Consider the following 25,070-nt stretch of genomic DNA (forward strand, 5'->3'; position numbering starts at 1 on the left):
CGGCGGCTGGCGGAGGGGTTTCCCGACTGGAAGGGGGCCGGCTTGTTGGTGGAAATGTCGTGAAGCCTGGTCGCGGCGCTCAGGACAGGGAGGCGCCGCATCGCGAGCAATGGCGCGGCCTGGAGACGCCGCGGCTGTATTGCGTGGCGCCGCAGGCGTCGCAGAAACGGGTGTTGCGCAGGTTGAGGAAGGTGATCAGCATCAGAAACGGGAGGAGGAAGGCGAATTCGCCCGCTTGCTCGCCCCGATTCCAAGCGAACAGGCAGAGCAGCAATGGCGTGGAGACCATCAGGACCCGAGTGACTTTTCTTTTCAATTTCGCGTCGCGGCATAGCGCGGAGAACGCGAGGCCTCCGATGGCCATGGCGATCCAGACAGTCATGAAAGCGGCAGCAGATTGCTTGTGGCGAGAAGCGATGGCGTCATGTAAATGACTTTGTCATTTTCGCGGCGTCCCGGCAAATGTTTCCAACAGATGGTCTATCAGCCTGCGTATCCGCGCCGGTTGCAGCCGGTGGCCGGGATAGAGCAGGTGCAGCGGCGCCGGTTCGGTGAAGTAGTCGTCCAGCACCGTCGCCAGCCGGCCGGCTTGCAGGTCCTGCGCGATGTCCAGCTGCGACTTGTAGGCGAAGCCGTGGCCCTGCAGCGCCCAGCGGCGTATCACTTCTCCGTCGTTGCTCTGGCGGGTTCGCTCCAGCCGCAATGTCCTGGTTTCGCCGCGCTCGCGGTAGCGCCACTCGTTCATCGGACCATGGCCGGTGGTGAGGGTGAGTGTGGGCAGGCTGGCCAGGTCTTGCGGATGCGCCGGCGCGCCCAGCTTCTGCAGCAGCGGCGGCGCGGCGCAGACCACGCGGCGGCTGGCGGCCAATTGGCGCGCCACCAGGCTGCTATCGGCCGGCCTACCGTAGCGTATCGCCAGGTCTATGTCCTCGCCTATCAGGTCGGCGGGGGTGTCGTTGAGCGATAGCGAAAAGTATACGCCTGGGTGTTCCGCGCCAAAACGGTCCAGGCAATCCAGCAGCAGGTTGCGGCCGAGGTCGGACGGCGCGGACAGCCGGATGACGCCGCTCAGCGCCTGTTGTTCCTGTTGCAGCCGGCGCTCGCCTTCCTCCAGCAGTTCCAGCGCCTGTCGGCAGTAGGCGCGGTAGGTTTCTCCGGCTTCGGTCAGCTTGAGCTGGCGGGTGGTGCGCTGGAACAGGCGGACGCTCAGCGCCGCCTCCATCCGTTGGATGCAGGCGCTGGCGGCGGCGGGAGACAGGCCATGCTTGCGGCCTGCGGCGGAAAAACTGCCCAATTGAACGGCGTCCAGAAACAGGCGCAGATCGTTGAGTCGGTCAAACGGCATGGGTGGGCTTTCTGGAAAACAAAGCAGGCCATGCCCACGGGCATGGCCTGCGCGCGGCGGGGCCGCAGTTTACAGCGTTTCGGTATTGGCCAGCAGCCAGTCGCGGGCGGCGCCGTCCAGCAGCGGCAGCAGCCGGGCGCGCACCTCGGCATGGTAGCCGTTGAGCCAGTCAATCTCCGGCCGGGTCAGCAGCGCGAGGTCGATGCAGCGGCGGTCTATCGGGCACAGCGTCAGCGTCTCGAACTTGAGGAAGTCGCCGAACTGGTTGTTGTCCGACGCCACGTTCAGCACCAGGTTCTCTATTCGCACGCCCCATTGGCCCGCGCGGTACACGCCTGGCTCTATCGACGTGATCATGCCTTCCTGCATCGCCATGTGCGCTTCCGGCATGGCGCGCGAAATGCTTTGCGGGCCTTCGTGCACATTGAGGAAGTAGCCGACGCCGTGGCCGGTGCCGTGGCCGAAGTCGATGTCGTGCTGCCACAAGGGCGCGCGCGCCAGCGCGTCCAGCATAGGCGACAGCGTGCCGCGCGGGAAATGGGCCATGGACAGCGCCATGGTGCCTTTCAGCACCAGGGTGAAGTCGCGCTTTTGCGCGGCCGACGGTGTGCCCACCGCCAGCACGCGGGTGATGTCGGTGGTGCCGCCCAGGTACTGGCCGCCGGAGTCTATCAGCAGCAGGCCGTCGCCCTTGATTTCCGAGTGCGATTCCGGCGTGGCGTGGTAGTGCGGCAGCGCGCCGTTGGCGTTGAAGCCGGCGATGGTGGCGAAACTGGGGGAGACGAAGCCGGGGCGGCGCGCGCGCGCGGCGGTGATCTGTTCGTCTATGGTCAGCTCGGTGATGCGGCTCTGGTTGATGTTGGCCTCGAACCAGGCGAAGAACTCGGCCAGCGCCGCGCCGTCCTGCTCCATCGCCTGGCGCACGTGGGCGGCCTCGGCGGCGGTTTTCTGCGACTTCATCAGCGTACTGGGATTGATGGCCTCGATCACCTTGACGCCGTCGGCCACCGCCTGGCGCAGGCCCAGCGTCACGCGGCGCGGGTCCAGCAGCAGGCTGCTGCCGGCCGGCAACGCGTGCAGCGCGGACTTGGCCGAGGCGTAGTCGGCCAGTTGCACGCCGTCCGCGGCCAGCGCGGCGGCCAGCGCGGCGTCCACTTTACCCGGCGCGACGAACAGCGTGGCGCGGTCTTGCTCCAGCAGCGCATGGCTGATGAAGACCGGATTGTAGTTGACGTCCGCGCCGCGCAGATTGAATAGCCAGGCGATGTCGTCCAGCGTGGAAATGAAGTGGCGCTCGGCGCCGGCCTGGCGGATGGCCTCGCGCACCCGGGAGAGCTTGTCTGCGCGGCTCTGCGGCGCGAAGGCGGCATCATGCTGGTATACGGCGGCATCGGGCAGCGGCGCGCGCTTAGGGTCGACGGCGTCCATCAAGTCGATGTCGGTGCGCAGCAGGATGCCGCGCGGCTCAAGCGCCGCTTGCAGCGCCTTGGCCGCGGCTAGGCCCAGCACGTCGCCGTCCACCGCCAGCGTCTGGCCGGTTTGCAGGGTGTCGGCCAGCCACTGCAGATGCAGGCTGCTGGCGGCGGTGTCTATTTTCATCAACGCGATGCCGGTACCGGCCAGCTCCTGTTCCGCCTGCACCCAGTAGCGGCTGTCGGCCCAGACGCCGGCGAAGTCGGCGCTGACGATCAGCGTGCCCATCGACCCAGTGAAGCCGGACAGCCAGCGGCGCGCCTGCCAGCGTTTGGGCAGGTATTCCGAAAGGTGCGGGTCGGACGACGGCACCAGACAAGCGTCGACGCCGGCTTTTTCCATGGCGGCGCGCAAGGAGGCGATGCGTTGCGGGATGGTGTCCAGTTGCGGGATTGCGAGGGTGTTCATGCCGGCTCCGGAGGAAATATTGCATGCATTCTGTTGGCAATGGAACGACCGCGCAAGAGGATGAGAATGGCTCATGGCTGCCATGCCTCGTCCGCTTGCGCGGCCGTGTCGGGTCTTGCGTCGGATCAACGCTGTTTCAGGCGGCGCAGTCCGGGGCGGCCGGCCAGATTGCACAGGTGGGCGAAGTGGGACAGAAAATGTTTCATGCGGGTGGACTCCTGAGCTTGGCGCATTGCCGGGTTTGAATGGATGGTTTTTATCGACCTGCTTGCCAATGATAAAGGCATTTTATTTGTTTGCAATATTTTGCCGGATGTTCCTATTGGCATGGCGGTTGATTTCCGTCAACGGCCATGTCGTGTAAATGCCGGCATGTGGGCCGCTTATCCATCGGCAATCGGACTATACTGTGGCTTGTATCGGGCTTTACCGATGCTCACCAAGGAGCGGATCATGAGTAAATCAAGACACAGCACCAAGGAAGCCAAGAAACAACCGTTGTTGTCGCCCAAGGAAAAGCGCGCGGCCAAGCATCAGAAGAAGCAGGCGCCGGAAGGCGCACCCATCATCGTTCCCCATTAGATGCACCCGGCGCGTCTGACCTGCGTGGACGCCATGTTTGAGATGTGGCGCTAGCGCGCGGTGACAGTCGATACCCTTTGACGGCTCTCTGGAGAGCCGAATCGTCCGGCCGGCGGCCGGCAAGCGAAACAAACCTCCTGACCAGCGCGGCAGGAGGTTTTTTCATTGCGGGCTGTTTGGTGTCTGATGCAGGCGCTGCGCAAGCGCGCTGTAGTCATTGCAGGTGATTTCGTAACGATTGTCATCCGGGTCGGAAAAGTAGACGGACCACGATGCCGAGTGGTCGGCCAACTCCGGCAAATGGCCTTGTACCCGATGCAGATGGTTGCGCCAGGCGAGGAAGGCGTCCGCGCTCGCCTCCAGCGCCACCGAGGCCTGGGGGGCGGCATGGTTGCGTTCGAACAGCGCCACTTTCACAGTGCGTTCGCGGTTGGCCAGGGTAAGCGGGCCGCCGTCGGCATCCCAGAGCGCCAGTTCCGGGATGCGCTCAAAACCGAGCACCCGGGCATACCAGGCTTCGGCCGCGTCGCGGTTGCGCACGTACACATGGATGTGATCTATCCGCATGATTCTGGGAGTCATGGCCGGTTTTCCTCTTGAGCGCAGTGGCGCAGGCGGTCGGCGATGCGGGCGACGCGCCTGCCCAGATGGCGGGCGGTGGCCAGATCGGCGGGGTGGGCTTTGCCGTTCGGGTTGTGCGCGCACAGGCCCAGTTGGCAGCCAAGCCGGTTGAGGTCGTCGATATGTTTGCCGCCGGGGATGTTCAGGCCGCACCACAGCATGCTGTGCTGGGAGGCTAGAGTGGCGAAGTAGGCCAGGGTGCCCTGCTGGTCGCCGTTCAGGTTGCCGCCTATGGTGAATCCCGCGGCAACCTTGTCCGTCCAGGCTTGGCCTTGCCAGCCATCGCTGCTGGCGTCGGCAAACGCTTTGAACTGCGCCGCCGGTCCGCCCATATTAGGTGGGGCTGCCAAAAATGATGGCGTCGGCGGAGGACAGCCGATCCGCGTGTTCCTGCAACGAGTAGCGGCCATGGGCCAGATGTTCTGGCTGGATGCGCAGCAGCTCGACGCTGCCGCACTCCGCCGCGCCTTCCTGAATCGCGCATGCCAGTTCGTGAGTGCTGTTGCCGGCGGAGAAATAAACAATCAGGATGCGTGTCATTATTTTTACCTGCATGGAATGTTATGATGCGGCGTTATCATAAAAGTTAAAGTTAACTTTAAGTCAAGGGGCGGAAATGTCTGTGGATTGGATAGGCATAGGCGCATTGGCCAGGCGCTCCGGCGTGACGGCCAGCGCCTTGCGGTTTTACGAGGTCAGGGGCTTGATTCACAGCGTAGGCGAGGCGGGACAACCCAGGCGGTTTCGCAAGGATGCCTTGCGGCGAGTGTCTTTCATCCGTATTGCGCAGACGCTGGGATTGAGCCTGAATGAGATCGGCGAGGCCTTGGCCGGCCTGCCGCAGCAGCGAACCCCCACTGCCGGGGATTGGGCGCGGATATCCTCAGCCTGGCGGCCGATGCTGCAGGCCCGGATCGATACCTTGTGCCAATTGCGCGATCAATTGGACAGTTGCATTGGTTGCGGTTGTCTGTCCTTGCAAAACTGCAAGTTGAACAATCCGGGTGACGGCGCGGCGCGCTTCGGCGATGGCCCGCGGTTTTTGCTGGGGAATGGGCCGGAAGATATGGCGTGAGCGCGAATTCCGCGTGAACGGGCATCCTGGCGGCGTCAGGAACTGGCATACTTGGATGAGATTGCCGCGCAGATTGGTCTGAGCCGCGGATTCACATGTAATGATGCGAACCGGAGACGCCTGCCGGTCGGAAAATTGACATCAAAAACGGAATGCCATAATGACAATTATTGTGACGGGCGGCGCAGGTTTCATCGGCGCCAACTTTGTTCTCGACTGGCTGGCTGGCAGCGATGAGCAGGTTGTCAATCTGGATGCGCTAACCTATGCGGGCAATCTCGACACGCTGGCATCGCTTAAAAATGACCGGCGGCATGCCTTTGTGCATGGCGATATCGGCGATCGCGCGCTAGTTGGGCGTTTATTGTCGGAATACCAGCCGCGCGCGGTGATCAATTTTGCCGCGGAAAGCCATGTCGACCGCTCGATTCATGGCCCGGGCGATTTCATCCAGACCAATGTCGTCGGCACTTTCAATCTGCTGGAGAGCGTGCGCGCCTACTGGAGCGGGCTACCGGACGCGGCAAAGGGGACATTCCGCTTCCTGCATGTTTCCACCGATGAAGTGTACGGTACGCTGGCGGAACAGGATCCGCCGTTTGCGGAAAGCAAGCGCTACGAGCCAAACAGTCCTTACTCCGCCAGCAAGGCGGCCAGCGACCATCTGGTGCGCGCCTGGCACCATACCTATGGCCTGCCGGTGCTGACCACCAATTGCAGCAACAACTACGGTCCGTATCATTTTCCGGAGAAGCTGATACCGCTGGTGATCCTGAATGCCTTGGCTGGCAAGAGCCTTCCCATTTACGGCGATGGTTTGCAAGTTCGTGACTGGCTCTATGTGAAAGACCATTGCAGCGCGATTCGCCGGGTGCTTGAGGCCGGCCGGCCGGGCGAGACCTACAATGTCGGCGGCTGGAATGAAAAGCCGAATATGGAAGTGGTGCGCGCCATCTGCGCCATTCTCGACGAATTGCAGCCTAAGACCGACGGCGGCGCCTACTCCGACCAGATCAGCTGCGTTCAGGACAGGCCGGGCCACGACCGCCGCTACGCCATCGATGCGCGCAAGCTGGAGCGGGAACTGGGCTGGAAGCCGGCCGAGACGTTTGAAACCGGCATCCGCAAGACCGTGCAGTGGTATCTGGACAACCAGGATTGGGTGAACCATGTCACCAGCGGCGCGTACCGTGAATGGGTGAGCAAACAATACGAGGCGGAAGCATGATGCGCATGCTGCTGACGGGGGCGGATGGCCAGCTAGGCTTCGAATTGAGGCGCGCATTGGCGCCTTTGGGGGAACTGACCGCCTGCGGCCGCGCGCAGATGGATCTGGCCGATGAGGCCGCCATCCTGGCTGCGCTGGATGCGGCGAGGCCCGAGGTCATCGTCAATCCGGCTGCCTACACCGCGGTGGACAAGGCGGAAACCGACCGGGACGCGGCTTACGCCGTCAATGCCGTCGCGCCGGGCGTGTTGGCGCGCTGGGCTGCGGCCAACGGCGCGCTGCTGATTCATTACTCGACCGATTACGTGTTTTCCGGCGATAAGGCGGGTCCGTACGGCGAAGAGGATGCCGTCGATCCGCAGTCGGTCTACGGCGCCAGCAAGTGCGCGGGGGAACGGGCGGTGCGCTCCGGGTGTCCCCATCACCTGATCCTGCGCACCTCTTGGGTATTTGGCGTGCATGGCGGCAATTTCCTGAAAACCATGCTGCGTCTGGCGCAGGAGCGCGATGCGCTGAATGTGGTGGGCGACCAGGTCGGCGCGCCTACGAGCGCGGCCTTGATCGCGGATGTGACGGCGCAGCTGATTCGACATCATCATGCGCGGCCCGATAATTTCGAGTTCGGCACCTATCACTTGACGGCGCAGGGGGAGGCCAGTTGGCACAGCTATGCGCAGCGCGTCATTCGCCGGGCCGGCGAGCGCGGATTCCCGTTGAGCTTGACGGCAGAGGCGGTCAAGGCGATAGGCAGCGATCAATATCCCTTGCCGGCCAAGCGGCCTGCCAACTCCAGGCTGGATTGCAATAAAGTGATGCGCGCTTTCTCCCTGTCATTGCCAGGATGGGAGGAGGGGGTGGATAGCGTCGTGGATCAGCTCTATGCGTTATCGCAAGCCAAGGGCACTGTCTGAGTCGGTGTCGAATTTGCAATGGGCGCCGGATGACGGCCGCAAAACCTATCTCGGCATCACAGGATATCATTCAAAATGACCCAAGCACGTAAAGGCATCATTCTGGCCGGCGGTTCCGGCACCCGTCTGTATCCGGCCACCTTGGCGGTCAGCAAGCAATTGCTGCCCATCTATGACAAGCCGATGATTTATTATCCGCTGTCCACCCTCATGCTGGCCGGCATCCGCGACATCCTGATCATCTCCACCCCGCAGGACACGCCGCGTTTCGAATTATTGCTGGGCGACGGCAGCCAGTGGGGCCTCAGTCTACAGTATGCGGTGCAGCCCAGCCCGGATGGCTTGGCGCAGGCTTTCATCATTGGCGAGGCGTTTCTGGCCGGCGCGCCGTCGGCGCTGGTGCTGGGCGACAATATCTTCTACGGCCATGATTTCGCCAGGCTGTTGACTGACGCCAGCAACCGAACGAAGGGCGCGTCGGTATTCGCCTATCATGTGCAGGACCCGGAGCGTTACGGCGTGGTCGAATTCGACGCCGATGGCTTGGCGCGTTCGATCGAGGAAAAACCGGCGATGCCCAAGTCCAATTATGCGGTTACTGGCTTGTACTTTTACGATGCTCAGGTAGTGGATATCGCCAAATCGATCAAGCCGTCGGCGCGCGGCGAGCTGGAGATTACCGATGTCAATAATGCCTATCTTCGGCAGGGGACCTTGACTGTGCAGACCATGGGGCGTGGCTATGCCTGGCTGGATACCGGCACGCATGAATCTTTGCTGGACGCCAGCCAGTACATCGCCACGATAGAAAGCCGCCAGGGTCTAAAGGTGGCTTGCCTGGAGGAGATCGCTTACCGGTCCGGCTGGATAGATGCGGAACAGATGGTGCGGTTGGCGGCGCCGTTGCGGAAGAACGGCTATGGCCAGTATCTGTTGGCGATGGTCGGGGAAAAAAACTGTTGAACTTCATGGCGGGATGACGGTTTGCGGAATGCGAGGCAATCGTCGTCGGCCATTTGCCAGGCTTGGAGCCCATGAAAGTAATCGATACCAGCATTCCGGATGTCAAGATCATCGAGCCGATGGTGTTTGGCGATGAAAGAGGTTTTTTTTATGAGAGCTTCAATCTGAAGAGGTTTGAAGAGGGAGTCGGCCGTTCGGTGGACTTTGTCCAGGATAATCACAGCAAGTCCAGCAAAGGCGTGCTCCGGGGGCTGCATTACCAGCTGCCGCCTTACGCCCAAGGCAAGCTGGTGCGGGTGGTGGCGGGCGAGGTCTACGATGTGGCGGTCGACGTCAGGAGGTCTTCCCCCACCTTCGGCCATTGGGTCGGAGTGTTGCTGACGGCGGAGAACAAACGCCAGTTCTGGATTCCGGAAGGCTTCGCCCACGGCTTCCTCACCCTCAGCGACGAGGCGGAGTTCTTGTACAAGGCTACCAATTACTACATGCCGGAATACGATAGAGGCATTCTGTGGTCGGACGAGGCGCTGGGAATCGTCTGGCCCGAGGCCGGGGAGCTGACGTTGTCCGGCAAGGACAAGGCGCAGCCCCTGCTGGCATCGGCTGAGCTGTTTTAGCGCTAAGCCGGCGTTTGCGATGAAAAAAACGCCTGGTGTGCCAGGCGGTTTTCATTTGCGCAAATGACGCGCGTTACGGACGCTCCACCGCCAGAGCCACGCCCATGCCGCCGCCTATGCACAGGGTGGCCAGGCCTTTCTTGGCGCCGCGGCGCTGCATTTCGTGCAGCAGGGTTACCAGCACACGGCAGCCGGAAGCGCCGATCGGGTGGCCCAGGGCGATGGCGCCGCCGTTGACGTTGACCTTGTCCTGGCTCCAACCCAATTCCTTGGCCACGCCCAGCGCCTGGGCGGCGAAGGCTTCGTTGGCCTCCACCAGGTCAAGCTGGTCGATGGTCCAGCCGGCCTTGGCCAGCGCCTTGCGGGTGGCGGAAACCGGGCCTATGCCCATGATTTCCGGTTCGCAGCCGGTGAGGGCGTAGCCCTTGATGATCGCCAGCGGCTTCAGTCCCAGCTGGTCGGCCTTTTGGGTGGACATCAGCAGTACCGCCGCCGCGCCGTCGTTGATGCCGGAGGCGTTGCCGGCGGTGACGGTGCCGTCCTTCTTGAAGGCGGCGCGTAGTTTGGCCAGGCTTTCGGCGCTGGCGTCGTGCTTGATGAATTCGTCCTGCTCAAACGCCAGCGGATCGCCCTTGCGTTGCGGCACCAGCACCGGAACGATCTCGTCCTTGAACTTGCCGGCCTTCTGCGCGGCCGCGGCGCGCTGCTGCGAGGCCAGCGCCAACGCGTCCTGTTCTTCGCGGCCGATGCCGTATTTGGCGGCCACGTTCTCCGCGGTGATGCCCATGTGATAGGCGTTGTAGGCGTCGGTCAGGCCGTCGTGGACCATGCTGTCCACCAGTTGGGCGTTGCCCATGCGAAAGCCGTCGCGCGAACCCGGCAGGATGTGCGGCGACAGCGACATGCTCTCCTGGCCGCCGGCGATGACGATCTCGGCGTCGCCGGCCAGGATGGCCTGAGCCGCCAAGTGCACGGCGCGCAGGCCGGAGCCGCACACCACGTTGAGGGTGGTGGCCGGGGTGGTGACCGGCAGGCCTGCCTTGATCAGCGCTTGGCGCGCCGGGTTTTGGCCGCTGCCGGCGGTGAGCACTTGGCCCAGGATGACTTCGCTGACTTGTTCCGGCTTGACGCCGGTTTTTTCCAGCAGCGCCTTGATCACGGTGGCGCCCAGCTCCGGCGCGGAAATCTTGGCCAGCGAGCCGCCAAAGCTGCCGACCGCGGTGCGTTGCGCTGCTACGATTGCTACTTCCATGTCCTTCTCCTTTGCTTGCGGCCCGCAACCGCGGCGGGCCATCTGTCCTGTACGGGATCGATAATCGGGGTTGGCTATTGCAGGCTGGCCGCCACGCTGGGCATCGCCTTGGCCAGCACATAGCTGCCAGGGGCGGCCTGCAGCGGCGGCAGTTCCTTGTTGCCCAGCGTCTTGGGCGCGGCGATCTGCTTGCCGGATTGCGGCGCGAGCCAGGCGTCCCAGTCTTTCCACCAGCTGCCAGGGTGGCTTTGCGCGTCTTCCAGCCATTCGTCGGAGCTGATGGGCAGCTGCTCATTGGTCCAGTAGTTGCGCTTGTCCTTGGTGACCGGGTTGATGGAGCCGGCGATGTGGCCGGACGCGCCCAGCACGAAACGGCGCGACGGCGCGCCGCTCAGGTATTTCAGGCCGGAATAGGCCGAACTCCACAGCACGATGTGGTCTTCGCGCGCGGCGAACATATACAGCGGAATCGTGATCTTGGAGATGTCGATAGGCACGCCGCACAGCGTGATGGCGCCCGGCTTCACCAGCGAGTTGTTGAGGTAGAACTGGCGCAGCATGAAGGTGTGCATCGGCAGCGGCAGGTCGACCGCGTCGTTGTTCCAGTACAGGAGGTCGAACGGGGTGGGGGTTTTGCCCAGCAGGTAGTTGTTGACCACGTAGTTCCATACCAGGTCGTTGGCGCGCAGGCTGGCGAAGGTGCGGCCGATTTCCTTGCCGCTGATGATGCCGCCGGCTGCCAGCTTGGCCTCGCGGCCGGCCACCACCGCCTCGTCGATATAGAACGAGATCTCGCCCGGTTCGGCGTGGTCTATCAGCGAGGTCATGAAGGTGGCGGAGTCGATGTAGTCCAGGCCCTTGGCCTGCATCACGCACAGCGCGGTGGAGAGGATGACGCCGCCCACGCAGAAGCCCAGCGCGTTCATCGCCGGCTGCTTGGTGATTTTCCGCACCGCCTCCGCCGCGGCGATCACGCCTTGTTCGATATAGGTTTCCCAGGTGAAATGCTTCATCTCCGACACCGCCGAGCGCCAGCTCACCAAGAACACCCGATAGCCCTGGGCGACGAAGTGGCGCACCATGGAATTGTCCGCTTGCAGGTCCATCAGATAGAACTTGTTGATGCAGGGCGGGATGAACAGCAGCGGCTTCTCGTAGACTTTTTCGGTGGTGGGCGTGTACTGGATCAGCTCGATCAGTTCGTTGCGGAACACTACCTGGCCGGGGGTGATCACCAGGTTCTCGCCGATCTCGAACTTGCTCTCGTCGGACATCGAGATATGGCCCTTCTGGATGTCCTCCATCATGTTCTTCATGCCTTCCACCAGGCTTTCGCCCTTGGTTTCGATGGCGCGTTTGACCACGTCGGGGTTGGTCAGCATGAAGTTGCTGGGGGCCATCGCGTCCAGATACTGGCGGGTGGCGAAAGCCAGCTTGTCCTTGGCGTTTTCATCGATCTGGGTTTGGTCCACCAGTTCGGTCATCCATTTGGACGTCAGCAGATAGCTTTGCTTGAGGAAGCTATAGAACGGATGTTCGTTCCATTCCGGAGAAGTGAAGCGGCGGTCATTGGCCGGCGCGGCTGTCGTCGCCTCGGTGGTCTTGCCGAGAAACTGCGACCAAAGATTCAGTTGTTGCTGGTACAGGGCCGACTGCAGGCTGAACAACTGGTTGGTCTGGTTCATCAGTTGAGACCAGGTGTCGGAAAGCGCATGGGTGGCGTTGTCGGGGCAGGCGCCCAGCGACAGGGAATTGACAAACTGCTGCATCCATTGCTGGTTGGCTTCGGAAAGATTGATGAAGAAGTCTTCCAGCGAGGCGGTATTATTCTGGGACAAGATGAATCTCCTGATACGTACTGATATAGCGTTATCGAAGCCTGTCTGAATCGGTCTGTTTGGAATGCAGGGTCAAGCAGATCTATCTGCAAACTGTAACAGGGTTGCATGACATTTTCACGCCCTGCCGCTGCCGAAAAGGCCTGCGGGACGGTAAATGCGGCCATTTGTTGTTGCGATACGCAAAAATAATGCCGGCATGCCTCGCGCCGGATTATGGCTTTCGCATCGCTTGTGGGATAATTGACCGGATTAGCTATGAGGAATTGCAATGGCGAGTGTAAAACTGGCTTTACATACCATCCGCGTTGAAAACATTTTCTGCATCGGCCGCAATTACGCCGCCCACGCCGCTGAATTGGGCAACCCGGTGGAAAACGAGCCCATGGTGTTTCTCAAGCCGACCTCGGCCTTGCTTGACGAGTCCTCTCCCATTCGGTTGCCGGACTATTCCGCCGACGTGCATCACGAGTGCGAACTGGTGGCGCTGATAGGCAAGGGCGGCAGCGATATTCCGTTGGACAAGGCGCTGAGCCATGTCGCCGGTTACGGCATAGGCCTGGACCTGACCGCTCGCGACGTGCAGAGCGTGGCCAAGAGCAAGGGCCACCCATGGACCAAGGCCAAGGGCTTCCGCGGCGCGGCCTGCCTGTCGGCGCTGGTGCCGGCGGAGCGGGTGGCCGATCCGCAACGGCTGCAGTTTGAGTTGAGGGTGAACGGCCAGCTGCGCCAGGCGGGCGACGCCGGCATGATGCTGTTCACGGTGGCGCAGCAGATCAGCTATCTGTCGCGCGTATACGGCCTCTCCGACGGCGACCTGATCTACACCGGCACGCCGGAAGGCGTGGCGCAGATCCGTTGCGGCGACGCGCTGGACCTCAGCCTGCACGGCCAGGTGTCGGCGCACTGGAAGGTGGCGTGATGGCCGGGCCGGACGAGCAGGACGACGGCAAGGTCCGCCTGGACAAATGGCTGTGGGCGGCGCGCTTCTTCAAGACGCGCCAGCTGGCGCACGAGGCGCTGGAGCTGGGTCGGGTGCTGGTGAACGGCGATCGGGTGAAGGCGTCAAGGGCGGCTAAGGAGGGCGACGCGCTGCTGTTGCGCATCAACCAGCTGGAATACCGTATCGAGGTGCTGCAGCTTGCCACCCAGCGCCGCCCGGCCAAGGAAGCGCAGTTGTTGTACCGCGAGAGCGAGGAATCCATCGCCGCGCGCGAGGAAAAGATCCTGCTGCTGAAGGCCGAGCACGCCAGCTTTCCGCATGGCGAAGGCCGTCCCACCAAGAAGGCGCGCCGCGAGATATCCCGCTTCAAGTCGTCTTTCTGACGGCACACCTTGCACCAGCCCGGCCTGGCGCCGGGCGCCAGAGATAGAAAGACCACGTTAGATGCAGTCGCTGTTGCCGTTCGCCGGGTTTTATTTTTCCTATTTCGCTTACCAGGGCATGTTCAGCCCGTTCTGGGGCCTGTACCTGGAGTCGCTGTCCTTCAGCGCTTGGCAGATCTCCATCCTGATGGCGCTGTCCACGCTGGCCCGCATCATCGCCCCTGGTTTCTGGGGCTGGCTGGCCGACAAGAGCGGGCGGCGCCGCAACATCATCGTCACCACTTCCATCCTGTCCGCCTCCAGCTTCTGCCTGGTCGGGCTACACCACGGTTTCTGGTGGGTGTTCGTCAGCATGGCGGTGTCGCATTTCTTCTGGGTGGCGGCACTGCCGCTGGTGGAGGCCAGCACCTCCTACCTGACCCGGGCCGCGCCGGGGCGCTATAGCCGGGTGAGGGTGTGGGGATCGATAGGCTTCGTCTGCCTGGCGATGAGCGGCGGCTATCTGCTGGACTGGCTGGGCATCGCCATGCTGCCGTGGATCGCTTCCGCCCTGCTGGGCGGGGTGGCGCTGGCGGCCTGCAAGGTGCCGGAGGTGACGCCGCGGGAAAAATCCAAGCCGGCCGGGCCGATCTGGCAAACGCTGCACAAGCCGGCGGTGATGGCGCTGTTCGCCTGCTGTTTCCTGCAGGCTTTCGCCCACGGGCCGTATTACACCTTCTATTCGCTGGGGCTGAAGCAGTTTGGCTACGACAAGGCGGCGGTGGGCGTGCTGTGGGCGCTGGGGGTGGTGTTCGAAGTGGGCATCTTCATGCTGATGCCGCGCATCATGCGCCGCTTCGGCCTGGAGACGCTGATGCTGGCGTCGTTGCTGGCGGCGGTGCTGCGCTTCGGCTTGATCGCCACCAGCCTGGCGGTGCCGGCAATGGCGGCGTTCGCCCAGGCCTTGCATGCGCTGACCTACGCGCTGCACCACGCCTCGGCGGTCGGATTGATCAACCGCATGTTCGCCGAGCAGCACCACGGTCGGGCGCAGGGGCTGTACATCATCGCCTCCTTCGGCGTGGGCGGCAGCGGCGGCGGCCTGATCGGCGGCCTGGTATGGCCGCATGGCGGCGTGCTGCCCACCTTCGCCATGTCCGCCTGCGCGGCGCTGATCGGAGTATTCGTCTGCCTGCGCTGGCTGAAGCCCGGATATCAGGAGCAGAAATGATGACAGCCGCCACGCCGCAACAGGCGCTGGATCAATACCAAAAAGCTTTGGCCTCGCATGACTGGCGCCAGGTGGCGCCATGGCTGCATGAAGACGCCTGCTTCGTGTTTTCCGACGGCACTTTCAAGGGCAAGGAGGCGGTGTGCCAGGCGATCCGGCAAACCTTCGCTTGGATACGCAGCGAGGAATACCGGATCGACCAGCTGCATTGGGTTCATGCGGACGATGCTTTCGCCTGCTGCGTCTACGATTTCCACTGGCAAGGCCTGGCGGAAGGCAAAACGGCCAGCGGCAGCGGTCGGGGCAGCTGCGCGCTGATCCGCGATGAGAACGGCTGGCGGCTGCTGCAGGAGCATTTGGGACCGCCGGCCCGGTCATAACAGCATCACCAGCTTGTATTCCGCCGCCTGCGCCGGCCGCAGCGTGATCTGCTGGCGCAGCAGCCGGCCCTGGGCGGGATGATTGAAGGCGCGCTCGCCGCCTTCCCGCTCCAGCACATCCTGTTGCTGCCAAAAGCGCTCGAATTCCACGCTTTTCCGGCGCAGCCTGGCCAGCATGGCCGCCGTTTCAGCATCATCCAGTTGCTGTCCCAGGTCTGCGCGCAATTCCGCCACGATGCGCCGCGCGCGCTCCGGCCAGTTGTCGATGAATTCGCGCGCCTGCGGCATCAGGAAGATGAAGTCCAGCAGGCTGCGGCTGGCGTCCGGCCGTCCCAGCCACTCGCAAAACAGTTCCGCCGCCGGCGGATTCCACGCCACCGCCCGCCAATGGCGGTCCAGCACGTAGGCCGCGATGGCGATGTGCGGCAATGTCTTCTCCAGCAGCTCGCGCGCCTGTGGGTGGGCATCGGCGCGCTTGTCCTGAGGGTTCTTCAGGCCTGCCAGATCAAACAGATAGTCCGTTTCCGCCGCCGACAGCTGCAGCGCCGCCGCCAGCCGGGTGAGGGTGTGGGCCGATACCGATTCGGTGCGGCCCTGCTCCAGCCAGGTGAGCCAGGTGGGGCTGATGCCGGCCAGTTGCGCCACCTCTTCGCGGCGCAGGCCTTTGGCGCGGCGGCGCGCGCCCACCGGCAGGCCGGCCTGTTGCGGGCTGAGGCGTTCGCGGTGGGCGCGCAGGAATTCGCCCAGCGGCGAGGCGGAGGTACGTGGCATGAAATCATCCTGTTGGTTTTTATACCAGTATAACTGCTTATCTTGTAACAGGATCAAAGCTGGCAGAAGATGCAGTCAACGGCGCAGCGGCGCCACTCACGGGCACACGCCATGACTGCACAAACCCTGTACGACAAACTGTGGAACAGCCACCTGGTGCGCGAGGAGGCCGACGGCACCGCGCTTCTCTACATCGACCGCCACCTGGTGCACGAAGTCACCAGTCCGCAGGCCTTCGAAGGCCTGAAGCTGGCCGGCCGCAAGCTGTGGCGCATCGACTCGGTGGTGTCCACCGCCGACCACAACACCCCCACCGATCATTGGGACCAGGGCATCCAGGACCCGATCTCGCGCCAGCAGGTGGAAACGCTGGACGCCAATATCAAGGAATTCGGCGCGTTGGCCTACTTCCCGTTCAAGGACCACGGCCAAGGCATCGTCCACGTGATGGGGCCGGAGCAGGGCGCCACCCTGCCGGGCATGACCGTGGTGTGCGGCGACAGCCACACCTCCACCCACGGCGCTTTCGGCGCGCTGGCGCACGGCATCGGCACTTCCGAAGTGGAGCACGTGATGGCGACGCAGTGCCTGGTGGCCAAGAAGTCCAAAAACATGCTGGTGCGCGTCGATGGCAAGCTGGGCGCCGGCGTCACCGCCAAGGACGTGGCGTTGGCCATCATAGGCAAAATCGGCACCGCCGGCGGCACCGGCTACGCGATCGAGTTTGGCGGCGCGGCCATCCAGAGCCTGAGCATGGAAGGGCGGATGACGCTGTGCAATATGGCGATCGAAGCCGGCGCCCGCTCCGGGCTGGTGGCGGTGGACCAGAAAACCATAGATTACGTGCAGGGCAGGCCGTTTGCGCCCAAGGCGGGGCAATGGCAGCAGGCGGTGGCTTATTGGAACACCCTGCATTCCGACGCCGGCGCGCATTTCGACGCGGTGGTCGCGCTCGACGGCGCAGCCATCCAGCCGCAGGTCACCTGGGGCACTTCGCCGGAAATGGTGGTGCACGTGGGCGGCAAGGTGCCGAATCCGGCGCGCGAGAGCGACCCGGTGAAGAAGTCCGGCATCGAGCGCGCGCTGGCCTATATGGGCCTGCAGGCCGACACGCCGATAGACCATATTCCGGTGGACGTGGTGTTCATCGGCTCCTGTACCAACAGCCGCATCGAAGACCTGCGCGAGGCCGCCGCGGTGGCGAAAGGCCGGCAGAAGGCCGCCAGCGTCAAGCAGGTGCTGGTGGTGCCGGGCTCGGGGCTGGTGAAGGCGCAGGCCGAGGCCGAAGGGTTGGACAAGGTGTTCACCGCCGCCGGTTTCGAATGGCGCGAGCCGGGCTGTTCGATGTGCCTGGCGATGAACGCCGACCGCCTGCTGCCGGGCGAGCGCTGCGCTTCCACCTCCAACCGCAATTTCGAAGGCCGCCAGGGCCAGGGCGGCCGCACGCATCTGGTGAGTCCGGCGATGGCGGCGGCGGCGGCGGTGGCCGGCCATTTTGTAGACGTGCGCCAGTGGTCCGTTCAGTAAGTAGCGGTTTGCTCCGGCGCGCCGGGAGCAAACGTCGGGACGTGGCGTCGAAGAGCGGGGAAGACCGGCAGGGCCGGCTTAGGTAGAATCTTCCGTTTTCTTTGTCCGACAGCCCGGCTGTTGATTTGAATGGAGCATCGCATCATGAAAAAAGAGATTGTCTGGATTGGCCTGGCCTTGCTGCTGGCGGCGTGCAACACCGTGCAGGGCATCAAGACCGACGCCAAGGAAGGCGGCCAGGCTGTGGGCCATGGCCTGCAGAAGGCCGGCCAGGCAATCGGCAACGCGGTGGAAAAAGGCGGCGAAGCGATCAAGCGCACCGCCGAGTAAGTCCCCGCTGCCGTACCTAACGGAGCGCAATAATGAAAGCATTCACCACTTTGAAAGGCCTGGCCTGTCCGCTGGACCGCGCCAACGTCGATACCGACGCCATCATTCCCAAGCAGTTCTTGAAGTCCATCAAGCGGTCCGGGTTCGGCCCCAACCTGTTCGACGAGTGGCGCTATCTGGACCATGGCGAGCCGGGCATGGACAACAGCAAGCGTCCGCTCAATCCGGACTTCGTGCTGAACCAGCCGCGCTACCAGGGCGCGCAGGTGCTGCTGGCGCGCGAGAACTTCGGCTGCGGCTCCAGCCGCGAACACGCGCCGTGGGCGCTGGACGACCAGGGCTTCCGGGTGGTGATCGCGCCCAGCTTCGCCGACATCTTCTTCAACAACTGCTACAAGAACGGCCTGCTGCCGGTCGTGCTGGCCGCCGACATCGTGGATCAGTTGTTTAGCGAATGCGAGGCCACGGTCGGCTATCAGTTGACTGTGGACCTGGCGGCGCAAACGGTCACCACGCCGGCAGGCCAAACCTTCTCTTTCGACATCACCGAACACCGCAAGCATTGCCTGCTGGGCGGCCTGGACGAAATCGGCCTCACCCTGCGGCACGCCGACGAGATCAAGGCGTTTGAAGCCCGGCGCCGCCAGCAACAGCCCTGGCTGTTCGCCTGAGCGGATCGTCCGTCAACCAGCCGGGAGGAGATCGCGATGCGCGAAGCCGGACATGCAGAACGGGTGCAGCAGCAATTTGGCGAACAGGCAGCGGCCTATCTTTCCAGCGTCGTCCACGCCCAGGGCGAAGAGTTCGCCCAGTTGCGGGATGCGGTGGCGGCGCAGGCTGGGGCCAAGGTATTGGACCTGGGTTGCGGCGCGGGGCACGTCAGCTTTCAGGTGGCCGAGCGGGCCGGGCAGGTAGTGGCTTATGACCTGTCGGCGTTGATGTTGCAGGTCGTGGCGGATGAGGCGGCGCGGCGCGGGCTGCTCAATGTGAATACCCGCCAGGGCGCGGCGGAACGGCTGCCGTTCGCCGACGCCGAGTTCGACTTTGTCTTCAGCCGCTATTCCGCCCACCACTGGAGCGACGTGCCCTTGGCGCTGCGTGAGGTGCGGCGGGTGCTGAAGCCCGGCGGCCGTGCCGCCTTCATCGATATTGCCTCGCCCGGGGCGCCGCTGCTGGACACCCATCTGCAAGCGGTGGAGGTGCTGCGGGATACCAGCCACGTGCGTAATTATTCTCATGCCGAATGGCACGCCATGCTGGCCGCCGCCAGCCTGCACGCCGAGCGCAGCCAACGCCTCAGGCTGCGGCTGGAATTTTCTTCCTGGGTGGAGCGGATGCGCACGCCGCAGCTCATGCAGCAGGCGATACGCGTTTTGCAACAGAGCATGGGGCGCGAGGTGCGGGATTATTTCGACATCGGCGACGACGGCAGTTTCAGTTCCGACGTGCTGGTGTTGTGGGCCACGGCGTGAACGCGGCCAGGCGGGAAGGGCGGCGCGGCTGGCTGGCCTGGCTGTGCCGCCATCCCTGGCTGGCCTTTGTGTTGCTGGGCCTGAGCTTTTTGGTGTTCGGCGCCGCCACCGTCAACCTGGCCCTGCTGCTGCAACTCAATCTGAGACTGTGGCTGGACGTGGGGTGGCAGGCCGCGATGGACGGCGCCTTGCGCCAGTTGCTGGAATTGCTGATATCGGGCTACGCCGCGATGGCGGCCTACATCGTATTCAAATGTTGCGAGCGGGTGCTGGTGGAACGGCTGACCCGGCGCGACGATTAAAACCGAAAAGGGATGAACATGAAGATCGCCATTCTGCCGGGTGACGGCATCGGACCGGAAATCATCGCCCAGGCCGAGCGCGTGCTGGACGTGCTGCGCCGCGACGGCCTCAAGCTGGAAACCGAACACGCGCCGCTGGGCGGCGCCGCTTACGACCAGTACGGCGCGCCGTACCCGGAAGCCACACAAACGCTGGTGCGCGAAGCCGACGCCGTGCTTTTGGGCGCGGTGGGCGGTCCGCAATACGACAAGCTGGAGCGCCCGTTGCGGCCGGAGCGCGGCCTCTTGGCCATCCGCAAGGACCTGGGCCTGTTCGCCAACTTGCGCCCGGCCATTCTGTACCCAGAGCTGGCCAACGCCTCCACGCTAAAACCGGAAGCGGTGGCCGGGCTGGACATCATGATCGTGCGTGAGCTGACTGGCGACATCTACTTCGGCCAACCGCGCGGCATCGCGGTCAACGAACTGGGCGAGCGCGAGGCCTACAACACCATGCGCTACAGCGAAAGCGAAGTGCGCCGCATCGCCCATGTCGCCTTCGGCATCGCGATGAAACGGAATAAAAAGCTGTGTTCGGTGGACAAGGCCAATGTGCTGGAAACCACCGAATTCTGGAAAGAGATCATGATAGACGTGGCGGGCGAGTACCCGCAGGTGGAGCTCAGCCACATGTACGTGGACAACGCCGCCATGCAGCTGGTGCGCAATCCCAAGCAGTTCGACGTGATGGTGACCGGCAATATCTTCGGCGACATCCTGTCCGACGAGGCCTCAATGCTCACCGGCTCCATCGGCATGCTGCCCTCGGCCTCGCTGGACCAGAACAACAAGGGCCTGTACGAGCCCAGCCACGGTTCGGCGCCGGATATAGCCGGCCAGAACCTGGCCAATCCGCTGGCCACCATCCTGTCCGCCGCGATGATGCTGCGCTACAGCTTTGGCCAGGAAGCCGCCGCGCAGCGCGTGGAGGGCGCGGTGAAGAAGGTGCTGGCGCAAGGCTACCGCACCGGCGATATCTTCGAGGCGGGCTGCGAGAGGGTGAGCTGCTCCGGCATGGGCGACGCGGTGGTGGCGGCCTTGTAAGCTGCGCGATGCGGATGCCGCGCCTGGTTCAGGGCTGGCGCGGCATTGTCGGTTTCGTTTGTCCCGGAGCCTCTACAAGGGCGCACTGCAACCAAAAATGCTGGTGCCCGTGACGGTATTGGCGACCCGGGCCAAGGCCCGGCCGGTTAGCGTTCCGCCGGTTAGCGTGATGGATCCTACGCCGCTGTTGCCGGCGAGGATGCTGCCCTTGACGCTCGAGGTGGTCAGCGTAGCGGCGGAGCCGACCGCCCAGTACACCTTGCATGGTTGTCCACGACCGGTCATGACCACCGAGAAGTTGGTGCCGGTAAGCGCGGCGCCGACTTTGAAAATCCAGACGCCGCTTGCGGGCCGTTGAGCGTCAGGGTGGTGTCTGTGAAGGTGACCGCGGCAGGGAAGCAATAGACGCCCGGGGCCAGGGGGCCGAGCACCGGCAGATTGCCGGTAAACGCCGGGGTCGAGATGGTCTCGGTGCATGGGCGGGACTCAAGCGCCGAGTAGGCTCTAAGCAAGTCTTCCTGCGCTTGATCTGCGGCCGCATTGGTCGCAGGGGGCTTTCGCCGCCAATCGTGCAGCCGGTATTGGTGAAACCGCCGGGATAGACGCCAATGTTTCCGGCCAGCACTGAGCCGGCGGTGCAGGTGACGTTGGTGCCGCCCAGGACGGCGAATTTCGCCGCAGCTCCCAGCGTCACTTGAGCATTGGCAGGGCTGGCGGCGGCGAATAGCGCCGCGATCCCAAGCAAGCATGAAAGCAGGAGCCTCTTGCTTGCAATGGCTAAATTTTCCGTGTTGCTCATGTGTTGCTCCTTTCCTCTTCGGCAGATAGGCATCAATGCACGGCCGGCGTTTCGGCAGGTGCGGGGCTATTCAGAATTATTCGCTGCGCGTTGTCGATGTTCTGTGCGCTGTCGTACAAGCGGCGCATCATTGCGCGTGGCTTCGCATTGAATTCCTCAAGAAGGGGGAGGTTGGAAACAGATCATGAACAGGCGCGGTTGCGCTCCTGGAGGACTTCCATGTATGTAATTCGTCTCGCCACCCTGGCCGATCTTGATGGCATTGCTTTGATGCTGCGGGAGAATTCGTCTTCTCGCGGCGGCGCGCTGACCGGGGATTTTTCGACCGACAAGGTCGAGGCCATGTTGCGTGGAGGCCTTTGCAATGTGCTGGCATTGCGTGAAGGCAAGGTGGCGGGGGCGCTGTTCAGCAGCGAGGCCAGCCGTCTTGCAGACTCTTTGGTGGTGCGGGCCATGCGGCAGGCTTGGCCTGGCAGTTCCGACGCCTATGTTTATGGGCCGGTCTGCGTGGCGCAAGCGGAGCGAGGCATGGGTTTGTCCGGCAAGCTCTATGCGCGTTTGCAGCAAGAATTGCCGGGACGAGAGGCGATTCTTTTCATACGCAAGGACAATGCCGCGTCGTTAAACGCGCATTTCAAGCTGGGAATGCGCGAGGTTGCGGCTTACACGCTGGATGGTTTGGATTACGTGGTTTTGAGCGGGGCGCCGCAGCCTTAGCGGATGCTGCGGCCATAGCTGGAACGCGCGCAGCAGAGGAGGAAGGCGCTGGCGCATGGCTACCGCGCTGGCGATATTTTCGCGGCGGGTGGCGAGAATAGAGTCCGGGCAATGGAATTTCTGAAGCACGGCATCAAAATTATGGCCAACCTGGCGTTGGCGGTGTTGGCAGGCACTATCGCGCCAATGGTTAAAATATAATTGACGGTAAGTTGGTTCCTGCCGAGTGGAAGGTTTTCGTTGTTTATGCCCTGCTGTTCCATGTTGTGTTCATCGCGCCTTAATCTATTGTTTTGCATACCCTCACAATAAAAACGATTTACCCCATTGCCTGCCGCCGTGGCGCGCTGCACAATGGGCTAACAAAAATTCAATCGCTGCCGGGGCGCAGATCCTGGCGCGGCAGCAATTTGGACTTAGGACAGACTCGGGAGAATTTCAGTGAGAGTAGGCTTTGTAGGTTGGCGAGGCATGGTGGGTTCCGTGCTGATGCAGCGCATGCGCGAGGAGAACGACTTTGCGGTGATCGCCGAGCCGGTGTTCTTCACCACCTCCAATGTCGGCGGCAAGGCGCCGGACATCGGCCGCGACGTGCCGGCATTGAAGGACGCGGGCGATATCGACGAGCTGAAGGCGATGGATGTGGTCGTCACCTGTCAGGGCGGCGACTACACCACCGAAGTCTACGGCAAGCTGCGTGAAGCTGGCTGGAAGGGCTACTGGATAGATGCGGCCTCTTCGCTCCGTATGGAGCCGAACGCCATCATTATCCTGGATCCGGTCAACAAGAACGTGATCGAGCAGGGCCTGGCCTGCGGCGTGAAGGACTACATCGGCGGCAACTGCACCGTTTCGCTGATGCTGATGGCGCTGGGCGGGTTGTTCCAGAACGATCTGGTGGACTGGGCCACGTCCATGACTTACCAGGCCGCTTCCGGCGCCGGTGCCAAGAACATGCGCGAGCTCTTGTCCGGCATGGGCGCCATCCACAGTCAGGTGGGCGATCTGCTGGCCGATCCGGCTTCCGCCATCCTGGACATAGACCGCAAGGTGTCCGACTTCCTGCGTTCCGATGCCTTCCCGGACCAGAACTTCGGCGTGCCGCTGGCCGGCAGCCTGATTCCGTGGATAGACAAGGACCTCGGCAATGGCCAATCCAAGGAGGAGTGGAAGGGCGGCGTGGAGACCAACAAGATATTGGGCCGCGGCGCCAATCCGGTGTCGGTGGACGGCCTGTGCGTGCGGGTGGGCGCGATGCGCTGCCACAGCCAGGCGCTGACCATCAAGCTGAAGAAGGACGTGCCGCTGAACGAGATCGAAGCCATGTTGGCCGCCGCCAATCCTTGGGCCAAGGTGGTGCCGAATACCCGCGAGGCCTCGATGCGCGACCTGACCCCGGCCGCGGTGACCGGCACATTGGCCACCCCAGTAGGTCGCCTGCGCAAGATGGCGATGGGCGACGAGTATCTGTCCGCCTTCACCGTGGGCGATCAGTTGCTGTGGGGTGCGGCCGAACCGCTGCGCCGCATGCTGCGTATCCTGATTGAGCGCTGACAGGTAGAATAGGCGTCAGCCTGAGGCCGGCATTTGCCGGCCGTCACAGAACACAAGGGCACTTAGGTGCCCTTTTTGCGTGGATTTGCCGGCCGGCTTTCACTCGGTTGGCGCAGTAAGAATAGGAAACCAATCATGTCGACATCCCTTCAACTTGCCGTAGTGGGCGCCACCAGCCTGGTGGGCCAGGCCATTCTGGAACTGCTGGCCGAGCGTAATTTCCCGGCCGCCCGCGTGTTCGCGGTGGACAGCGCCGACCAGGACGGCAGCACTGCATCCTTTGGCAATCTGGAGCTGGACGTGCATATGGTGGACGAGTTCAACTTCGAGAATGTCGGCATGGCCATCTTCGCCGCTGGCAGCGCCATCGCCCGTGAATACGCGCCGCAGGCGCGCGATGCCGGCGCGGCGGTGGTCGACTTCAGCTCCGCTTTTCGCAACGATGCCGGCGTGCCGCTGGTGGTGCCGGCCATCAACCCCGCCGCGCTGACCGACCTGGGCCGCGCGCCGCTGGTGGCGGTGCCTAATTGCACCACCACCCCGCTGGCGCTGGCGCTGGCGGCCCTGCTGCCGTTGGAGATCAAGCGCGTCAGCGTGGCCACCTACCAGGCGGTGTCAGGCAGCGGCCAGGCAGCGATGGAGGAAATGGCCGACCAGACCACCGCGCTGTTCTCCCATCGCGACGCAGAGGTGAAAGCCTACGACAAACGCATCGCTTTCAACGTGCTGCCGCAGATCGGCGTGGTGGACGAAAACGGCGACTCGGAAGAAGAGCGTTCGGTGCGCGACGAAACCGCGCGTTTGCTGCAACTGGCGCCGGAATCGCTGGAAATCACTTGCGCGCGCGTGCCGGTGTTCTTTGGCCATTCCTGGGCGGTTCAAGTCGAACTGCATAAGGAGTTTGATCTCGAGCAAGTGAAGAAGCGCCTGCAGGCCGCAGGATTGAAGGTAGTGGGGCAGGATCAGCACGGCGGCTATGTGACGCCGATGGAAGCCACCGGCAACGAGGTGGTCTGGGTGAGCCGCTTGCGCGTGCACGGCAAGGTGGCAAGCCTGTGGCTGTCGGCGGACAACGTGAAGGCCGGCGCGGCGATCCATTGCGTGCGCATCGCGGAAATCTTGGCGGGGCAGAGCGCGCTGATGTAAGCGGCGTCCGCGGCCCGCTTGGCCAGGGATCGTTATGAAGTCTAGCTAAACGCCACGGCAGGGCCTAAGATCGTAGCAGTTGCCCATTAGCCCGCAAGCGGGTCTATAGCCTATAAAATCAAATGAGACCGTGCCGGAAG

28 protein-coding genes and 1 pseudogene are annotated in these 25,070 nt (G+C 63.2%); 19 read left to right on the top strand and 10 right to left on the bottom strand.

Annotation, left to right across the window (positions count from 1 at the left end):
- Window positions 1–79: 79 nt before the first annotated feature.
- From BI344_RS13485 to BI344_RS13495, 3 genes are all read right to left on the bottom strand, one after another.
- Complete coding sequence (locus BI344_RS13485) at window positions 80–382, bottom strand: hypothetical protein (protein ID WP_139167024.1); 303 nt, start codon at window positions 380–382, stop codon at window positions 80–82.
- A 57-nt stretch (window positions 383–439) separates the two neighbouring features.
- Window positions 440–1,345, bottom strand: coding sequence for a LysR family transcriptional regulator (locus BI344_RS13490; RefSeq protein WP_071113417.1), 906 nt, complete (start codon window positions 1,343–1,345; stop codon window positions 440–442).
- A 69-nt stretch (window positions 1,346–1,414) separates the two neighbouring features.
- A complete protein-coding gene (locus BI344_RS13495; RefSeq protein WP_206600398.1) occupies window positions 1,415–3,202 on the bottom strand; it encodes an aminopeptidase P family protein in 1,788 nt (595 codons plus the stop codon).
- Between the two features lie 273 nt (window positions 3,203–3,475).
- On the opposite strand from BI344_RS13495, the gene BI344_RS24025 reads away from it, so the two are divergent.
- Entirely contained in the window at window positions 3,476–3,808 is a 333-nt protein-coding gene (locus BI344_RS24025; protein WP_139167025.1) for a hypothetical protein, read from the top strand.
- 162 nt (window positions 3,809–3,970) lie between these two features.
- Here BI344_RS24025 and BI344_RS13500 read toward each other — a convergent pair whose 3' ends face one another.
- From BI344_RS13500 to BI344_RS24915, 3 genes are read right to left on the bottom strand one after another with little or no spacing between them, the layout of a single operon-like run.
- On the bottom strand, window positions 3,971–4,390 hold the full coding sequence (locus tag BI344_RS13500; protein WP_071113419.1) for a VOC family protein: 420 nt from the start codon (window positions 4,388–4,390) through the stop codon (window positions 3,971–3,973).
- Entirely contained in the window at window positions 4,387–4,761 is a 375-nt protein-coding gene (locus BI344_RS24910; RefSeq protein ID WP_206600396.1) for a flavodoxin family protein, read from the bottom strand. The genes BI344_RS13500 and BI344_RS24910 overlap by 4 nt, the downstream gene beginning before the upstream one ends.
- A 1-nt stretch (window position 4,762) precedes the next feature.
- Window positions 4,763–4,969: a flavodoxin family protein gene (locus BI344_RS24915; protein ID WP_206600397.1), complete on the bottom strand. Its 207-nt coding sequence runs from the start codon at window positions 4,967–4,969 to the stop codon at window positions 4,763–4,765.
- A 76-nt stretch (window positions 4,970–5,045) separates the two neighbouring features.
- Between BI344_RS24915 and soxR the strand changes: the two genes are divergently transcribed.
- The 5 genes from soxR to rfbC all read left to right on the top strand — a co-directional run bounded on the left by soxR (window position 5,046) and on the right by rfbC (window position 9,223).
- Window positions 5,046–5,504: a redox-sensitive transcriptional activator SoxR gene (soxR, locus tag BI344_RS13510; protein WP_071113420.1), complete on the top strand. Its 459-nt coding sequence runs from the start codon at window positions 5,046–5,048 to the stop codon at window positions 5,502–5,504.
- A gap of 160 nt (window positions 5,505–5,664) precedes the next feature.
- Entirely contained in the window at window positions 5,665–6,732 is a 1,068-nt protein-coding gene (gene rfbB, locus BI344_RS13515; RefSeq protein ID WP_071113421.1) for a dTDP-glucose 4,6-dehydratase, read from the top strand.
- Window positions 6,729–7,643 carry a dTDP-4-dehydrorhamnose reductase gene (gene rfbD, locus BI344_RS13520; RefSeq protein ID WP_071113422.1) on the top strand — a complete coding sequence of 305 codons (915 nt, stop codon included), beginning with the start codon at window positions 6,729–6,731 and terminating at the stop codon, window positions 7,641–7,643. Before rfbB ends, rfbD begins: the two co-directional genes overlap by 4 nt.
- A gap of 75 nt (window positions 7,644–7,718) precedes the next feature.
- Window positions 7,719–8,606: a glucose-1-phosphate thymidylyltransferase RfbA gene (gene rfbA / locus BI344_RS13525; RefSeq protein ID WP_071113423.1), complete on the top strand. Its 888-nt coding sequence runs from the start codon at window positions 7,719–7,721 to the stop codon at window positions 8,604–8,606.
- 71 nt (window positions 8,607–8,677) lie between these two features.
- Complete coding sequence (rfbC, locus tag BI344_RS13530; protein WP_071113424.1) at window positions 8,678–9,223, top strand: dTDP-4-dehydrorhamnose 3,5-epimerase; 546 nt, start codon at window positions 8,678–8,680, stop codon at window positions 9,221–9,223.
- A 73-nt stretch (window positions 9,224–9,296) separates the two neighbouring features.
- Here the strand turns inward: rfbC and BI344_RS13535 are convergent, their stop codons facing one another.
- Together BI344_RS13535 and BI344_RS13540 are read right to left on the bottom strand one after the other, a co-directional pair.
- On the bottom strand, window positions 9,297–10,475 hold the full coding sequence (locus BI344_RS13535; RefSeq protein ID WP_071113425.1) for an acetyl-CoA C-acetyltransferase: 1,179 nt from the start codon (window positions 10,473–10,475) through the stop codon (window positions 9,297–9,299).
- A 74-nt stretch (window positions 10,476–10,549) separates the two neighbouring features.
- Window positions 10,550–12,244 carry a PHA/PHB synthase family protein gene (locus BI344_RS13540; protein ID WP_095210826.1) on the bottom strand — a complete coding sequence of 565 codons (1,695 nt, stop codon included), beginning with the start codon at window positions 12,242–12,244 and terminating at the stop codon, window positions 10,550–10,552.
- A gap of 340 nt (window positions 12,245–12,584) precedes the next feature.
- Between BI344_RS13540 and BI344_RS13545 the strand changes: the two genes are divergently transcribed.
- The 4 genes from BI344_RS13545 to BI344_RS13560 all read left to right on the top strand — a co-directional run bounded on the left by BI344_RS13545 (window position 12,585) and on the right by BI344_RS13560 (window position 15,229).
- A complete protein-coding gene (locus BI344_RS13545) occupies window positions 12,585–13,235 on the top strand; it encodes a fumarylacetoacetate hydrolase family protein (RefSeq protein ID WP_071113427.1) in 651 nt (216 codons plus the stop codon).
- Window positions 13,235–13,639: an RNA-binding S4 domain-containing protein gene (locus tag BI344_RS13550; RefSeq protein ID WP_071113428.1), complete on the top strand. Its 405-nt coding sequence runs from the start codon at window positions 13,235–13,237 to the stop codon at window positions 13,637–13,639. The genes BI344_RS13545 and BI344_RS13550 overlap by 1 nt, the downstream gene beginning before the upstream one ends.
- Before the next feature lie 61 nt (window positions 13,640–13,700).
- Complete coding sequence (locus tag BI344_RS13555) at window positions 13,701–14,849, top strand: MFS transporter (protein ID WP_071113429.1); 1,149 nt, start codon at window positions 13,701–13,703, stop codon at window positions 14,847–14,849.
- On the top strand, window positions 14,846–15,229 hold the full coding sequence (locus BI344_RS13560; protein ID WP_158021068.1) for a nuclear transport factor 2 family protein: 384 nt from the start codon (window positions 14,846–14,848) through the stop codon (window positions 15,227–15,229). Before BI344_RS13555 ends, BI344_RS13560 begins: the two co-directional genes overlap by 4 nt.
- Here BI344_RS13560 and BI344_RS13565 read toward each other — a convergent pair.
- Complete coding sequence (locus tag BI344_RS13565; protein WP_071113431.1) at window positions 15,224–16,000, bottom strand: helix-turn-helix transcriptional regulator; 777 nt, start codon at window positions 15,998–16,000, stop codon at window positions 15,224–15,226. The two genes, BI344_RS13560 and BI344_RS13565, sit on opposite strands and share 6 nt — an antisense overlap.
- Window positions 16,001–16,111: 111 nt before the next feature.
- Here BI344_RS13565 and leuC point away from each other — a divergent pair, with 111 nt between their 5' ends.
- From leuC to leuB, 6 genes are all read left to right on the top strand, one after another.
- Window positions 16,112–17,527 carry a 3-isopropylmalate dehydratase large subunit gene (leuC, locus tag BI344_RS13570; protein ID WP_071113432.1) on the top strand — a complete coding sequence of 472 codons (1,416 nt, stop codon included), beginning with the start codon at window positions 16,112–16,114 and terminating at the stop codon, window positions 17,525–17,527.
- A gap of 144 nt (window positions 17,528–17,671) precedes the next feature.
- Window positions 17,672–17,857, top strand: coding sequence for a lipoprotein (locus BI344_RS13575; RefSeq protein ID WP_052878044.1), 186 nt, complete (start codon window positions 17,672–17,674; stop codon window positions 17,855–17,857).
- 32 nt (window positions 17,858–17,889) lie between these two features.
- Window positions 17,890–18,528 carry a 3-isopropylmalate dehydratase small subunit gene (leuD, locus tag BI344_RS13580; protein WP_071113433.1) on the top strand — a complete coding sequence of 213 codons (639 nt, stop codon included), beginning with the start codon at window positions 17,890–17,892 and terminating at the stop codon, window positions 18,526–18,528.
- A 36-nt stretch (window positions 18,529–18,564) separates the two neighbouring features.
- Window positions 18,565–19,329 (top strand): class I SAM-dependent methyltransferase, encoded by a 765-nt coding sequence (locus BI344_RS13585; protein WP_071113434.1) that lies wholly within the window; start codon window positions 18,565–18,567, stop codon window positions 19,327–19,329.
- Window positions 19,326–19,631 (top strand): hypothetical protein, encoded by a 306-nt coding sequence (locus BI344_RS13590; RefSeq protein WP_139167026.1) that lies wholly within the window; start codon window positions 19,326–19,328, stop codon window positions 19,629–19,631. Before BI344_RS13585 ends, BI344_RS13590 begins: the two co-directional genes overlap by 4 nt.
- Before the next feature lie 12 nt (window positions 19,632–19,643).
- Complete coding sequence (gene leuB / locus BI344_RS13595; RefSeq protein ID WP_071113436.1) at window positions 19,644–20,714, top strand: 3-isopropylmalate dehydrogenase; 1,071 nt, start codon at window positions 19,644–19,646, stop codon at window positions 20,712–20,714.
- A gap of 72 nt (window positions 20,715–20,786) precedes the next feature.
- Here leuB and BI344_RS26180 read toward each other — a convergent pair.
- A pseudogene (locus tag BI344_RS26180) lies at window positions 20,787–21,463 on the bottom strand (ice-binding family protein).
- Between the two features lie 269 nt (window positions 21,464–21,732).
- Between BI344_RS26180 and BI344_RS13605 the strand changes: the two are divergent.
- From BI344_RS13605 to BI344_RS13615, 3 genes are all read left to right on the top strand, one after another.
- The gene (locus tag BI344_RS13605; protein WP_071113438.1) at window positions 21,733–22,230 is read left to right on the top strand and encodes a GNAT family N-acetyltransferase; all 498 of its coding nucleotides are present in this window, start codon (window positions 21,733–21,735) and stop codon (window positions 22,228–22,230) included.
- A 441-nt stretch (window positions 22,231–22,671) separates the two neighbouring features.
- Complete coding sequence (asd, locus tag BI344_RS13610) at window positions 22,672–23,784, top strand: aspartate-semialdehyde dehydrogenase (RefSeq protein WP_071113439.1); 1,113 nt, start codon at window positions 22,672–22,674, stop codon at window positions 23,782–23,784.
- A 135-nt stretch (window positions 23,785–23,919) separates the two neighbouring features.
- Entirely contained in the window at window positions 23,920–24,930 is a 1,011-nt protein-coding gene (locus BI344_RS13615; protein WP_071113440.1) for an aspartate-semialdehyde dehydrogenase, read from the top strand.
- The last annotated feature ends 140 nt before the right edge of the window (window positions 24,931–25,070 follow it).

Source organism: Chromobacterium sphagni (assembly GCF_001855555.1).
In the GTDB taxonomy this organism is placed as follows: domain Bacteria; phylum Pseudomonadota; class Gammaproteobacteria; order Burkholderiales; family Chromobacteriaceae; genus Chromobacterium; species Chromobacterium sphagni.